The sequence below is a fragment of the uncultured Pseudoramibacter sp. genome (assembly GCF_903789625.1).
In the GTDB taxonomy this organism is placed as follows: domain Bacteria; phylum Bacillota; class Clostridia; order Eubacteriales; family Eubacteriaceae; genus Pseudoramibacter; species Pseudoramibacter fermentans.
Map to the genome: position 1 here is coordinate 137,996 of NZ_CAIFFF010000004.1, position 13,614 is coordinate 151,609.

Annotated in this window: 13 protein-coding genes, 4 tRNA genes and 1 pseudogene; all 18 read left to right on the plus strand. The window is 52.6% G+C overall.

All coding sequences use genetic code 11. The features are described 5' to 3' along the window. Positions 1–31 precede the first annotated feature (31 nt). The 18 genes and pseudogenes from QZX60_RS03935 (at position 32) to QZX60_RS04020 (ending at position 13,543) form a co-directional block, all read left to right on the plus strand. A complete protein-coding gene (locus QZX60_RS03935; protein ID WP_295361627.1) occupies positions 32–1,546 on the plus strand; it encodes a peptidyl-prolyl cis-trans isomerase in 1,515 nt (504 codons plus the stop codon). 23 nt (positions 1,547–1,569) lie between these two features. Next, complete coding sequence (locus tag QZX60_RS03940; RefSeq protein WP_295361628.1) at positions 1,570–3,195, plus strand: polysaccharide biosynthesis protein; 1,626 nt, start codon at positions 1,570–1,572, stop codon at positions 3,193–3,195. After that, the gene (locus QZX60_RS03945) at positions 3,192–3,893 is read left to right on the plus strand and encodes a MazG family protein (protein WP_295361630.1); all 702 of its coding nucleotides are present in this window, start codon (positions 3,192–3,194) and stop codon (positions 3,891–3,893) included. Before QZX60_RS03940 ends, QZX60_RS03945 begins: the two co-directional genes overlap by 4 nt. A 70-nt stretch (positions 3,894–3,963) precedes the next feature. Further along, complete coding sequence (locus QZX60_RS03950) at positions 3,964–4,263, plus strand: HU family DNA-binding protein (RefSeq protein WP_268892599.1); 300 nt, start codon at positions 3,964–3,966, stop codon at positions 4,261–4,263. Between the two features lie 52 nt (positions 4,264–4,315). Then, complete coding sequence (locus QZX60_RS03955; RefSeq protein ID WP_154576954.1) at positions 4,316–4,561, plus strand: RNA-binding S4 domain-containing protein; 246 nt, start codon at positions 4,316–4,318, stop codon at positions 4,559–4,561. A 43-nt stretch (positions 4,562–4,604) separates the two neighbouring features. Then, positions 4,605–5,003: a septum formation initiator family protein gene (locus tag QZX60_RS03960; RefSeq protein ID WP_295361633.1), complete on the plus strand. Its 399-nt coding sequence runs from the start codon at positions 4,605–4,607 to the stop codon at positions 5,001–5,003. Then, positions 5,000–5,938: a Ppx/GppA phosphatase family protein gene (locus QZX60_RS03965; protein WP_295361635.1), complete on the plus strand. Its 939-nt coding sequence runs from the start codon at positions 5,000–5,002 to the stop codon at positions 5,936–5,938. The genes QZX60_RS03960 and QZX60_RS03965 overlap by 4 nt, the downstream gene beginning before the upstream one ends. A 96-nt stretch (positions 5,939–6,034) precedes the next feature. Beyond that, positions 6,035–6,123: transfer RNA gene (locus QZX60_RS03970), tRNA-Leu, on the plus strand. Between the two features lie 21 nt (positions 6,124–6,144). Then, a tRNA-Met gene (locus QZX60_RS03975) sits at positions 6,145–6,221 on the plus strand. A gap of 9 nt (positions 6,222–6,230) precedes the next feature. Beyond that, a tRNA-Met gene (locus QZX60_RS03980) sits at positions 6,231–6,307 on the plus strand. A gap of 9 nt (positions 6,308–6,316) precedes the next feature. Beyond that, positions 6,317–6,391: transfer RNA gene (locus tag QZX60_RS03985), tRNA-Glu, on the plus strand. Positions 6,392–6,480: 89 nt separating this feature from the next. Next, positions 6,481–7,917, plus strand: a complete 1,437-nt coding sequence (tilS, locus tag QZX60_RS03990; protein ID WP_295361637.1) for a tRNA lysidine(34) synthetase TilS — start codon at positions 6,481–6,483, stop codon at positions 7,915–7,917. Next, positions 7,910–8,443, plus strand: a complete 534-nt coding sequence (hpt, locus tag QZX60_RS03995; protein WP_295361639.1) for a hypoxanthine phosphoribosyltransferase — start codon at positions 7,910–7,912, stop codon at positions 8,441–8,443. The genes tilS and hpt overlap by 8 nt, the downstream gene beginning before the upstream one ends. A gap of 30 nt (positions 8,444–8,473) precedes the next feature. Then, a pseudogene (gene ftsH / locus QZX60_RS04000) lies at positions 8,474–10,261 on the plus strand (ATP-dependent zinc metalloprotease FtsH); the annotation flags it as partial. A gap of 334 nt (positions 10,262–10,595) precedes the next feature. Continuing rightward, positions 10,596–11,012: a thioesterase family protein gene (locus tag QZX60_RS04005; protein WP_295361642.1), complete on the plus strand. Its 417-nt coding sequence runs from the start codon at positions 10,596–10,598 to the stop codon at positions 11,010–11,012. 24 nt (positions 11,013–11,036) lie between these two features. Beyond that, a complete protein-coding gene (locus QZX60_RS04010) occupies positions 11,037–11,819 on the plus strand; it encodes a type III pantothenate kinase (protein WP_295361644.1) in 783 nt (260 codons plus the stop codon). Further along, positions 11,820–12,794 (plus strand): tRNA dihydrouridine synthase DusB, encoded by a 975-nt coding sequence (gene dusB, locus QZX60_RS04015; RefSeq protein WP_295361645.1) that lies wholly within the window; start codon positions 11,820–11,822, stop codon positions 12,792–12,794. Further along, positions 12,791–13,543 (plus strand): UPF0489 family protein, encoded by a 753-nt coding sequence (locus QZX60_RS04020; RefSeq protein WP_295361646.1) that lies wholly within the window; start codon positions 12,791–12,793, stop codon positions 13,541–13,543. Before dusB ends, QZX60_RS04020 begins: the two co-directional genes overlap by 4 nt. Positions 13,544–13,614 lie beyond the last annotated feature (71 nt).

Consider the following 13,614-nt stretch of genomic DNA (forward strand, 5'->3'; position numbering starts at 1 on the left):
CCATAATTTTGATTTGCTAAAGGAGAACGTTTTGAAAAAACGAATAATGGGAAAGAAATGGCTGAAGGCAGCGGCCCTGATCCTCTGTGTCGGGATGATCGGCGTTTGGACGTCGGGGTGCGCGCTGGTGAACGTCAACGGCGTCAGAGACCGGGCACAGGTCATTGCCGAGATTAACGGGCAAAAAATCAAAAAAGCGGAATTTAACAACACGATGGCTTACATCGCGCTGACCTATTCGGTCAACGGCCAGTCGATGCCCACAGGGTCGGACCTCAAAACGCTGAAGCAGGACACCTACGATCAGCTGATACAGACTGAAGTCTTTGCGGCTAAAGCAAAGAAAGACAAGCGGAAGGTCGACGAAGACGTCCAGCGCAAGTCTGGACAAAAGGCTTACAAGGCGATCAAGAAGCAGGCGGCTAAAAAATACAGCAGCATCCTTAAAACCTATCTGACGACTGACAAATCTTTTGCGGCATTTATGGAAGACAACGCCGTGACCACGGCCTACGCGCAGAAGGCTATCGCCAAATACGACAAGAAGCTTTCGAAAAATCCAGATGCCTTCTTGAAGACCTCGGTCGGTTCTGTCGAAGGCAAGAGCGTAACTCACGGCGAATACTACTATCAGATGATTCAGCAGACGCTGTCGGCTTACGCGAGCTCCGGTCAGGCGCCGTCGTCTGACAGTGATACCCAGAAGCAGCTGGGGCGCAAGGCCTTCAAAGCGATCAACACCGAACGCAAATGGATTGCCTACTGCAAGGCACACGACATCAAAATTACAAAATCGGCGATCAAAAAGCAAAACGACAATTTGTCGGCCTACACCAAGCAGTTCCTCCAGTCGGACAGCGTGCTTAAAAGCTACCTTAGTGAAAATTTTGAAGGCTTCGACATTAACGCCTACAAAAAAGAACAGCAGAAAAGCGCGAAGGCTGCCGCAGCTAAACAAGCGGTCAAAGATAAAATTTACAGCGGCGTGAAGGTCACCGACAAGGCCATGGAAGACTATTACAACGACCACAAGGATACCTACAGCCCGAGCACTGTTTCTGCCTGCCACATCCTGACGAGCGATAAAAAGCTGGCTCAGCAGATTTACAAGGAAGCCAAAAACGTCAAGACCAAGAGCGCTTTTAAAAAGATCATGGACAAATACAAGGACAACAGCAAGGTCGAAGAAGCCAAGGATCTGGGCGCGTTCAAGAGCAGCGATATGGTTGAAAACTTCTCAAAGGCTGCGTTCAGCACCAATAAAAATTCCGTCGTGGGACCGATTCAGACCTCCTACGGCTACCACGTGATTTACGTCTACGACAAGAGCTCCGGCAAGAACGACAGCTGGAAGAATCACAAGGCCGCACTGAAGAAAGCCGTTCAGAAAGAAAAGGGCAAGCCAGCCTATCAGAAGTTGACGAAGAAATTCAACAAGGCTACCCGCCTGCGCATGAACGATCCGATTCAGTCCGCCTCAGAACTGTACGCGGAAAAGCTAAAGAAGACCTTCAAGGTCAAGACCTACGAAAAACGCATTAAATAAGGAAAAATGTTTAGAGGGTTAACGTGAGTAAAAAAGCAAGTAGTTATTTAAAGGGCGCAACCATTTTGACGGCAGCCGGATTTTTATCCCGGCTGCTCGGGCTGTTTTTCAAGGTCCCTTTATACCGCATTGTCGGCAGCTTCGGCAACGGCATTTACGGCAACGTGACGAACATTTACAACATGCTCCTGATGGTGTCGACGGTCGGGATTCCGGTTGCCATCTCTAAAATGGTTTCGGAAAGCACGGCTGTTGGCGATTACCGCGGGGCGAAGGACGTGTTCAAGGTGTCGACGACGGCGCTGCTCATTCTAGGCGCGGTCTCCAGCTTGATTTTGGGATTTGGCGCCCACGCCATCATCCGCCTGGCCCACTGGCCGAAGGAAAGCTACGCGGCGATCATCGCCATCGCGCCGGCGCCGTTTATCATTTCGGTGTGTTCGGCCTTTAGAGGCTTTTTCCAGGGCTTCCAGATTATGACGCCGACGGCCGTCTCCCAAATCCTCGAACAGATTGTCCGAGTGGCCCTCGGAATTTTCCTGTGCTGGTATTTCATGCATGGGCTCAGACATGACGTTGGGAAAAGTGTCGGCGGCGCTGTTTTCGGCGCGACCGCCGGCGGCATCATCGCGGCGCTCTTTTTGGTCTACGTGTTCTGGATTTTCATGTCGACCTATCGGAAGAAACTCAGAAAGACGACCCGCAGCCATCCGAGACGCTGGCAGAGTATTTTAAAGCGCCTCGTCATCATCGCGATTCCGGTCACGCTGACATCGGTCATCGTTTCGCTGTTTGCGACGATCAACTCTTTTATCTACGTCGGCCGGCTCAGCGTCGCAGGGATTTCCGCCCATACCGCGACGGAAATGTTCGGTGATTTCACCAACGTCGATACCTTGGTGAACGTGCCCCTCGTCATTTCCTCAAATTTGGCGGTGGCGATGATTCCGGCCATATCGGAATCCTTTGCACTGCGCGAAAAGAAGGTCATGAATCACAAGATTGACCTGGCGATTCGCATCATCATTCTGGCCGGACTGCCCTTCTGCGTCGGCATGTCGGTTTTGTCGACCGCGATTTTCCGCCTGCTCTTCCCGGGCTCCAAGTACGGGCCGGGCATGCTGCAGGTTTTCGCCTACGCGACGATGTTCATGATGCTCTCGAACACCTTCCAGAGCATTCTCCAATCCATCGACAAGTTCCGTGTCCCGCTGGTGACCTTGAGTCTCGGGATCATCGTATTCTCGGTGACCGGGTGGATCACGATGGCCATTCCGTCGATCAATATTTACGGGATGGGCATCGACTACATGCTGACCTTCATTTATTTGACCGTGGCCAATTACGTCTGCGTCAAGAAATTCACCGGCGTGCGCATCCACTGGCGCCAGTCGGTGTTCAAGCCGATTGTATCGGCTGCCGTCATGGGGCTGGCTACGGCGGGCGTTTACAACGGTCTGTACCCGCACACCGGCAACGTGATCGCGATGCTGCTGGCTTTTATCGTGGCGGTTTTGGTTTACAGCTTTATGATTGTGTTCACCGGTGTGCTCTCTGACGAAGAAATGGACGTGATGCCGGGCAAGCGCAGACTGATGCCGATTTATCACCGCATCGTCGGTCTCCGGAGAAAGGTATTCAGCCGATGAAAGATCCGAAGGATTGTCTCGATTTAGATCCCCGGCAGCTTTCGACGCTGTGCGCCGTGATGGCGGCGCTGCGCTCTGAGGGCGGGTGCCCGTGGGACAAAAAGCAGACCCACGAGTCGCTGAAGCGCTATTTATTAGAAGAGACCTACGAGGTAATCGAGGCGATTGATCAGAAAGACACGGAAAATCTGGTTGAGGAGCTGGGAGATCTGCTGTTTCAAATCGTCTTTCACGCGCAGATCGGTGAGGAAGACGATGCGTTTTCGATGGCCGATGTCATTCAGGGCATTAATGAAAAGATGATTTATCGTCATCCCCACGTTTTCGGCGATCTGACGCCAGACGAGGTGGACTGGGACAAGCTCAAGGCGGCGGAAAAGCACAGCGCCTCTCTCACTGACGAGCTGCACCGGATCCCGAAGGACTTTCCGGCGCTGATGGCTTCCGAAAAAATTCAGAAGAAGCTCGCGAAAAGCGGCAGACGCAAAACAGACGAGACCTTTGATCTCGAGCAAGTCCGCGGTGCGGTCGACGCGCTCGAGGGAGCGGACAAACCGGAACAAAAGGCCAAGGCCCTTCAGAAAATGCTGGCGGCGGCTGCCGATTTGGCGAGGTTAAACCATTTTCAGCCTGAGCTGTTGCTTAAGGAATACAACGACCGCATGATTGATGAACAGGAATTGGACGCAAATCATTAATTTTTCTTATTTCAGCACAGAAATTGCTTGTCTTTTCTAAGGGTTCGCGCTTATAATAGTAAAGAAATATTTGAATAGAAATCCATGGAGGAACTCAATGAATAAAACACAGTTAGTTGCATCAATTTCAGAAAAGTCAGGTTTATCCAAAAAGGAATCTGAAAAAGCACTGTCTGCTTTTACTGAAAGCATCGTTGAAGCATTACAGAAAGGCGACAAAGTTTCTTTAGTCGGATTTGGTACTTTTGATGTCCGCCACAGAGCTGCAAGACAGGGTCTCAATCCGAGAACAAAAGAACCGATTGAAATTAAGGCTTCAAATGCTCCGGCCTTCAAGGCAGGTAAAGCATTTAAAGATGCATTGAACTAAGTGAACATGGGAAAAGCCGGAGCATTCCGGCTTTTATTTTTTAGGAGGGAAAATGCGGATCGATAAATTTTTGAAAAATTCACGGCTGATTAAGCGCCGCACGGTGAGTAAGGCGGCCTGCGACAGCGGACGTATCGCCGTCAACGGTCAGGTCGCCAAGGCTGGCACCCAGATCAAGGAAGGGGACATCATCACGCTGTCGATGGGCGGCTCAACCCAAAAGGTCAAGGTGCTCGCGACGCCGGAACACGTTCGGAAGGAAGACGCCGAAAATTTGTATTCGGTGATTGAATCCTAACATGGCTGGGCAGCGTAAACGGAGAAAGCGGAGGCCGAAGCGCGTGAATCTCGCGGATTGGCTGTCGAAAAACGGCATCCGCCTGCTCGTTATCATCGGCATTGTCGCGATTGTCGGCACCCTTTACGGCACGAAGATTTCTCAGATCGTCCGTCTTGAAGCTCAAAAGCGCGAGCTGCAGCAGAATCTGGTCTCCGAAAAGAAACGGTCCAACCGTCTGAATAATGAGCTCAAATCGATCAAATCCAAACACTACGTGGAATATATCGCCCACAAAAATTTAGGCTTGGTCTATCCGGACGAGCAGATTGTCATTAAAGTCAACAGCCAGGCGGAAGCGAAAAAGCAGCAGAAGAAGGCTGAAAAACAGGCGGCGGAAGCAAAACAGAAAAACACGTCCGATTCCCAGGACGGCGCCACGACGACGGGGGTGGATCAATGAGACAGGATCATACAAAAAAACGCTACGGCGTGATCGATATCGGCAGCAACTCCATTCGGATGATGTTGTTCGACTACAACGGAAAGGCCCAGCCTTTCGCGAATGTCAAAAAGTATTTGCGCTCGACGCGCCTCGGACACGGCGTTGACGCTTCGGGCAATTTGGCCAGAACCTCGGTGGCGCGCAGTATCGACGCGCTGGTGGAACTCAAGGGCATTGCCGACGCCGAGGGCGTGGAGGAAATTTACGCCTTTGGCACCAGTGCGATGCGCGACGCGGGGAACGCGTCGGCTTTGACAGCGCCGGTTCTCGAAAAAATAGGGATAGCGATCGATATTGTCGACGGCGACACCGAAGCGAAATACGGTTTTTACGGCGTCTCTTCGTGCTTTTCCGGAAATATTCTCATTGCCGATATCGGCGGCGGCAGCACAGAGCTGATCTGCGGCAGCAGCTCTGCAGGTATCGATTGGGACAAGAGTCTGAACATCGGAGCGGTCCGCGATACGGAGAAATTTATCCGCGAGGACCCGCCGCGTAAAGCGTCGATTGAAAGCCTTGAAGCCCACGTGAAGGAACAGGTTGCCACGCTGCTCGAGGCACACATGCTGCCTCAAGACACGACCCTTGTTGGCATCGGCGGCACCATTACGACGTGTTCGGCGATGTATCAGCACATGACGGTGTACGATGAATCGAAGATTCACATGAGCACGCTATTGGCCGATGATGTGGCCGACATGCAAAACGACCTCGCGGCCCGTGATCTCGAAGGACGTAAAAAAATCGCCGGCCTTCAGCCGCGGCGCGCGGATATCATCGTGGCCGGCACGGCGATCTTAAACGCGGTCATGCGCTGCGTCGACGCCGAGCAGATCACGGTGTGCGGCCGGGATAATATGGAAGGCGCCGCCATCATACACTTTGGTCTGTAACAAAAAGATAAAAATTAAATAAAAAAAGAGTTGACAAGGGCAGGGGCTTAGATTATAATAGCTCTTGTCCTTGAAAAACAGGTGCTATATGTGAACGCCGGAGTGGCGGAACTGGCAGACGCACAGGACTTAAAATCCTGCGATCCTAACCGATCGTACCGGTTCGATTCCGGTCTCCGGCACCACTTATATTTTTATCATCTCGTCGCGGGGTGGAGCAGTTTGGTAGCTCGTCGGGCTCATAACCCGGAGGTCATAGGTTCAAATCCTATCCCCGCAACCATTTTTTTATGGCGGCGTAGCTCAGTTGGCTAGAGCATACGGTTCATACCCGTAGTGTCAGCGGTTCGACCCCGTTCGCCGCTACCATTTAAAAATGGCCCCTTGGTCAAGCGGTTAAGACACCGCCCTTTCACGGCGGCTACGGGAGTTCGAATCTCCCAGGGGTCACCAACTTAAAAATATCCTGAAGTGTTTCACTTCAGGTTTTTTTTTACAAAAAATTTGACAAATACAATTGCAAAATAAGTAAAGAAGAAAAAATGAAACCACAACGTATTTCCCAAAACGTTCAAGTCTTTGAAAAAACCGTCGACGATTTTGTGAAACGCCACAGCATGTTCGAGGCTTCCGACGGCTTGCTGGTCGGCGTGTCGGGCGGGGCCGATTCGATGGGACTGCTCACTTACCTTAAACGGCGTCACTCGGGGCCGATTACCGCGGTTCACGTGCATCACGGCATCCGCGGAGCGGCAGCCGACGCCGACGCGGCGATGGTCGACGATTTCTGTAAGCGTCAGGGCATTGTCTGCCGAATCGTCAAGGTCGATGTCCCAAGTGAGGCAGCGCAGAAAAAAATCAGTTTGGAGTTGGCCGGAAGGCAGGCCCGACAGCGTATTTTCGAGAAGCTTCTGGCAGAATACCACTGCAGCCGTTTGGTTTTGGCTCATCATATGAACGATCAGGCCGAGACGGTGATGATGCGGCTGATCCGCGGAACGGGCGTGGCCGGCGCCGCCGGGATTCAACCGGTCTCAGGGACAGTCGTGCGGCCTTTTCTGTGTGTCAAAAAGGACAGGATTACCGCGTATTGCGAGGCGCTGCACGTCCCTTTCCGTACGGATTTAACCAATTTTGACACTCGCTTCACGCGCAACAGCATTCGGCAGGATATATTGCCGCAGATGACGGCGATCAATCCCAAAGCCGTTGACCATTTGGCGGATTTTGCGCAGATGGCCGCGGCGTACCAAAGAGAAATCGATTTTTGGCGCACAAAGCTGACGGACCGATGGGTGACCCAAGACGGCGATAGTTTGATCTTAAATTTAACGGCATTCGATACGGCCTCCGAGCTGATGCGCCACTTGATCGTTCAAGACTGCCTGATTACGGCGGGAAAAACCATGGTCGACGTCGAAAAGCGCCACGTCGATGCGATTACGAGACTATTGGATACGGGCAAAACGACTTGGGATCTGGATATGCCCCATCGGGTCCAAGTGTCAAGGCGGTATCAAAAGCTGATTTTTAAGCCTGTCCTTGAGACAAAGCGCGATCGAACGACGTTGGCAAATCCGGTCCGATTCTGCATTGTCCCGGGCGGAAGGCCCCAGACGGTGGTCGGACACTATCGTATTACCGTGACAAATGTCGAAAATTTACAAAAAAAATACAAGAAAGGTCATTTAATCAATGAAATTCTTGTTAATTATGGTAGAATAAAACATGATTTAGTGCTGAGAGGGAGGGAACCTGGCGATACCTTGAAGATTCAAGGCGTCGGGCACCGAAAGCTCAAGAAGTTTTTAATTGATCACAAGATTGATAAAAATGAGCGGGCGTCAATGCTGTTTTTGGCAGACGGTCCGCGCATTCTGTGGATCCCGGGGATTTGGCGGGACGCGGAAATTGGAACAGCACAGGATCAAAACGATATGGGGCTATTGATAAGATTGGAGAAAATCGGTAATGAATGAGATAAAAAAGGTGCTGATAACGGAAGAACAGCTCAAAGCCAGAAACGCGGAGCTGGGCCGACAGATTACAGAAGATTTCAAAGGGAAAGATCTGCTCGCGATTTGCATTCTTCGGGGGAGCTACATTTTCTTCTCGGATTTGACCCGGGAAATTGAGCTGCCGCTGGAGGTGGCGTTTATGCACGCGGCCAGCTATTTCGACGGCACGGAAAGCTCCGGCACGGTAAATCTGCCGGATCAAAATATGCTTTCTGTTGAAGGCAAGGACGTGCTGCTGGTCGAAGACATCGTCGATTCGGGCCGGACCCTTGCGGCGCTGAAGGCCACCCTGCTCAAAAAGGGTGTCAACAGCCTGCACATTGTGACGCTGCTCGACAAGCCCGATCGCCGCGTCGTCGACATCGACGTCGATTATTCGGGATTTGTCGTGCCAGACGAATTCGTCGTCGGGTACGGCTTGGATTACGATCAGCGTTTTAGAAATTTGAAATACGTTGGCATCTTAAATGAAGAAGTTTATCAATAATTGAATGTTTTCAGGGAAAGGAGAAAGTGATTGAAAAAATACATGCGCATGATCGGCTTTTACCTGCTGGTCCTTGTGGTTATCATTTTAGCAGTTACCTTTTTAAATCCGTCGCGTGCTGAAACGAAGCGCTGGACTTATTCGGATCTCGTGACGAATCTGAATCAGAACAAGGTCGCCTCGATTCGAATCAACGGCTCAAAAGCGACGGGCAAAACGACCGGCGGTAAGCATTTTGAAACGGTCGTGCCAGAATACACCATTGATCAAATCGTCAGCAACGCGATCATCAAAAATCCGAAGCTGAAGGTTGAAATCGCTCAGAATCAAAGCTGGCTCGTCTCGCTGATTCCTTCGATCATTTTAGTCGTGATGATGGTGCTGTTCTTTATCATGCTGTCCCAGCAGTCCAGCGGCGGCGGCAAAGTTATGAGCTTTGGCAAAAGCCGCGCTAGAATGCAGTCGCCAAACGACAAGAAGGTCACTTTTGACGACGTCGCCGGCGCGGACGAGGAAAAGGAAGAGTTAGAGGAAATCGTCGATTTCCTGAAATCGCCGAAGCGCTACACGGATATGGGCGCGAGAGTGCCGAAGGGCGTGCTGCTGGTGGGCCCTCCGGGAACTGGGAAGACATTGCTCGCGAGAGCCGTCGCCGGCGAAGCTGGCGTGCCGTTCTTCATCATTTCAGGTTCCGACTTTGTCGAAATGTTCGTCGGGGTCGGGGCGTCCCGTGTGCGCGATTTGTTTGAAACGGCCAAGAAAAATGCGCCGTGTATCATCTTTATCGACGAAATTGACGCAGTTGGCCGTCACCGCGGCGCCGGTCTCGGCGGCGGGCACGACGAACGGGAACAAACGCTTAACCAGCTGCTGGTCGAAATGGACGGCTTCAGCGCCAATGAAGGCATCATCGTCATCGCTGCGACGAACCGCCCAGACATTCTCGACCCGGCTCTGCTCAGACCAGGCCGCTTCGACAGACAGATTACGGTCGGCCGTCCGGACGTGAAGGGCCGCGAAGCTATTTTGAAGATTTACCGGCGTAACAAACCATTGGATGCGTCAGTCGATTTGAAGGTCATTGCCAAGGGCACACCGGGATTCACCGGTGCTGACCTCGAAAACCTGATGAACGAGGCCGCACTTTTGGCAGCCCGCAAGCAGATGAGCGTCATTACGATGACCGAGCTCGAGGAAGCGATCAAGCGCGTCATCGCCGGCCCGGAAAAGAAGAGCCGTGTGATCGACGAGGGCGACCAGAAGATCACCGCGTACCACGAAGCTGGACACGCCATCGTCATGCGCTATCTCCACAACGGGGAAGACGTGCACGAAATTTCGATTATCCCGAGAGGGATGGCCGCCGGTTACACGATCTCGCTGCCGACTGACGACAGTCAGCACATGTCTAAGGGCAAGCTGATGGATAAAATTGCCGGTCTTTTAGGCGGGCGCGCGGCAGAAAAGGTCGCCCTCGACGATATCTGCACTGGCGCCTCCAACGACATTGAACGCGCCACGGATATTGCGCGGAAAATGGTCACCGAATGGGGCATGAGCGAACACCTCGGCCCGATGACCTTTGGCAACAACGAAGGTGGAGAAGTCTTCCTCGGCCGCGATTTGGGCCGGACCCGCAACTACAGTGAAGAAGTGGCGTCGGTCATTGACCGGGAAATCCGCAACATTGTCGAAACTGCTTACGAACAAGCCTGCTCGATCTTAACGAAAAAATACGACACTTTGGTCGACGTCGCGGAAACGCTGCTGAAGGTCAACACGCTGACAGGCGACGAGTTCGCAGATATTTACGAAAATGGCAGCGCGAAGAAGGCAGAAAGCGTCGATTCGGCAGATCAACAGGAAGACTCAAAAGAAAAAGAAGATGATCCAGCGGATCAGGCTGAAGCAGATACACCAGAAATAAAGACAGAAGCTGAAGGGGAAGAGATGAAAACAGAAGGTGCACCGGCAGGCGATGAAGCATCGCCGGAGGCTGCATCCGATGCGGAAGCTACGGTCTCCGAAGCGGAAGATCAATCAGCAGCTACGGAAGAATCGTCTGAAGCCTCATCTGAGACGGACGCGCCAACGAACGCATCAGAAAATGACCATACAGAAGAACAATAAGGAAACAGGAGGAGGATGGATCATGACTGAAGGACAAAATGAAAACGGCGGCCTGCGCGCAGGCATGGAAATGAAAAAGGATTACGTGGTCTCGCGCGATCAAACCGCGCGGGTTGTCGGAAGCGGCGGCCTCGAAGTATTGGCGACACCGGTTTTATCGGCTTGGATTGAAAATGTTGCCTACGAAATGGTCGATCTCTGGCTGAAAGACGACCAGACGACAGTCGGCGGCAGCATCACGACGGCTCATATCGCGCCGACACCGGTAGGTCTGAAGGTGCGGGTCAACGTCCGTTTGGAAAAAATTGATGGCAGAAAGTTAATTTTCTCAACAGAAGCGTGGGATACGGTTCAGAAGATCGCTGAAGGCGAACACGTCCGCTTTATTGTTGACAAAAAGCGCTTTATGGATAAGGTAGCGAAAAAGAAAGAAAACTGATCGATTTCTTCGGAACAATTCAAAATGATTTTAGTAATAGATGTAGGAAACACAAACACGGAAGTCGGCGCCTTTGAAGGTGACGATCTGATCACTTCATGGCGCTTTATGACGAAAACGCCGCGGACTTCCGATGAATTTGCAGTGACATTTAGAGGGTTCTTTCAGACCGATGAATTGGACCCCAAGGCGGTGGAATCGATCATTGTCGCGTCCGTTGTGCCGGATGTCATGCACTCGATGATCAATGGGGTGAAAAAGGTCTTCGGCCGCACGCCGATGGCAGTCGGTCCGGGCATTAAAACCGGTATGCCCATTTTGATGAACGACCCGACAGAAGTCGGCGCCGACCGCATTGTCGATGCGGTTGCGGCGTACAATCTTTACGGCGGGCCGGTCCTGGTTTTGGATTTTGGAACGGCGACAACCTACGACTACGTCGATGAAAACGGCGCGCTGGCGGCCGGTGTCATGACGCCGGGCATTCAAATTTCGGCCAACGCTTTGTTTGCCAACGCGGCGAAGCTGCCGAGCATTGCGATCCGCAAGCCCAAAACGATCATGGCTAAGGACACGGAAACCAATATGCAGGCTGGTCTGGTTTACGGCTATATCGGTCAGGTGTCGTATATCATCGACAAAATGTGCGAAAAAATCGGGGAACGCGTCAAAGTGGTCGCGACTGGCGGCTACGGCCGGATGTTTCTCGACGAGGTGGACAGCATTGACATTTTCGACCCGAAGCTGACCCTCAAAGGACTGAAAATCATTCATGATAAGAATCTTGCATCACGAAGGCGAAAGTGAATGAACGAACAAATTCATAAAATTGTGCCAGTTGAACTGGCACCGATGGCAGGTTATACCAACCTGCCTTTTCGTTTAATGGCGGAAAAATACGGCGCCGACCGCGTCACGACGGAGATGGTTTCGGCGAAGGGCCTGTACTACCGGGATAAGAAAACCGCCAAGCTGATGGCGACTGTGCCGGAGGAGACAGCTGCCGGCGTTCAGATTTTCGGCAGTGATCCCAAAATCATCGCAGAGGCGGTTGAACGTTACATCAATCCGCTGGATTTCGACTTTGTCGATTTCAATGCAGGTTGTCCCGCGCCAAAAATCGTCAAAAACGGCGATGGCTCGGCGCTGCTGAAGGACCTGCCGCTTTTGGAACAGGTCGTGTCGGCGATGGTCAAGGTTTCGAACAAACCGGTTCGGGTCAAGCTTCGGCTGGGCTGGGACGACGCCCACATCGTGATCGATGAGGCGATCCGCCGGGTCGAGGATGCCGGCGCGGCCGCAGCTGTCATTCACGGGCGGACCCGGGCGGCTTTTTATTCGGGAAAGGCGGATTGGGAGGCGATCGCCCGCGCGAAGACGCTGGTCGAGATGCCGGTGGTGGCCAACGGCGACATCGACTCCCCGGAGGCGGCGGTGCGCTGCCTCGACGTGACCCACGCCGATGGGCTGATGGTCGGCCGCGCCGCGGTGGGGCGGCCCTTTATTTTTGCGCAGATTAAGGCGTGCCTGGCTGGAAGGACTGTGCCACAGCCGTCAGCCGGCGACATCCTCAACATTGCGATCGATCATGTCAGGCTGGTCGATCACTGCGCCGGTCAGGTGGGGCCGATGGTCGAGATGCGCAAGCAGCTGGTGGCCTACACCAAGGGCATGCCCGATTCGGCGCGGCTGCGCCAGCGCATTTTCAGCTGTCAACGCGCGCAGGACATGGTGGGCTGCCTGACGGATTACGCCGCGGCGGAAGGGATCGCGATTTCATGAATCAGTGGGTAAAAGACGAACACGTCCGAATTGCGGCCATTGGCCGAGGCGAAATGCGCAAATCCGCCTGCGTGGTCGACAACCATCAGTACGCGCTGATGTTTTGGCTGAAATGGTTTGAAATGCATCAGACGCCTGCAGTGCTGGTCAGCATTGATTTTCATCCGGATACCGATCCGGCCTTTTGGCTCTACAGCTATCAGAAGGCGCTCGCTAAGGTGGATCCATTGGACGAAAAGGCGGTTGAGGCCGAGCAGCAGCGCGTCCAGCAAAAAATTCTCGGCCAGATGGATGTCCGCGATTTCGAGTCCGTGGCGGTTCAGATGCCCAAAATGAACAATGACGAGCAGATCAACACCGCGATGGATTTGGGAGTCCTGTCGGATTATCACATGATCAACTGCATGGCGGCCCATCACTACGCGGCTGGCACCCATTATTTGGTGCCTGAGCCGCATTTTGGCGATCTGTCCGATCAGATGTTTGCGGCCTGCGGTTTTGATGACTTGGTTATCGGCAGGGCGCCGCTGATTTTAGATATCGATCTGGATTATTTTCCGAGACCGTCCTTTGATACCGCTGGAGATCTTTTCAATAAACTCGTCAGACGCGCAGAGCTCGTGACGATGGCGCGGTCTGAGACGTATTTTCATTACCTCAAAGATGAGCAGGAAAAGACTTTTACGCTCCGCCGCTGCGAGGACGAGTGCCTCGCATTGTTAAATCGTTGTTTGACAATGGACGAGTGAGGCCGAAATGTTGTATAATGAGAGACAATCACAGGCTACGGATTAAAATAGGAGAATCGAAGGAAAGCACA

Bases quoted from the DNA above. Each gene is read 5' to 3' on its own strand.
- QZX60_RS03945 (WP_295361630.1), top strand. From the start codon at position 3,192: ATGAAAGATCCGAAGGATTGTCTCGATTTAGATCCCCGGCAGCTTTCG.
- QZX60_RS03955 (WP_154576954.1), top strand. From the start codon at position 4,316: ATGCGGATCGATAAATTTTTGAAAAATTCACGGCTGATTAAGCGCCGC.
- QZX60_RS03965 (WP_295361635.1), top strand. From the start codon at position 5,000: ATGAGACAGGATCATACAAAAAAACGCTACGGCGTGATCGATATCGGC.
- tilS (WP_295361637.1), top strand. From the start codon at position 6,481: ATGAAACCACAACGTATTTCCCAAAACGTTCAAGTCTTTGAAAAAACC.
- hpt (WP_295361639.1), top strand. From the start codon at position 7,910: ATGAATGAGATAAAAAAGGTGCTGATAACGGAAGAACAGCTCAAAGCC.
- QZX60_RS04005 (WP_295361642.1), top strand. From the start codon at position 10,596: ATGACTGAAGGACAAAATGAAAACGGCGGCCTGCGCGCAGGCATGGAA.
- QZX60_RS04010 (WP_295361644.1), top strand. From the start codon at position 11,037: ATGATTTTAGTAATAGATGTAGGAAACACAAACACGGAAGTCGGCGCC.
- dusB (WP_295361645.1), top strand. From the start codon at position 11,820: ATGAACGAACAAATTCATAAAATTGTGCCAGTTGAACTGGCACCGATG.
- QZX60_RS04020 (WP_295361646.1), top strand. From the start codon at position 12,791: ATGAATCAGTGGGTAAAAGACGAACACGTCCGAATTGCGGCCATTGGC.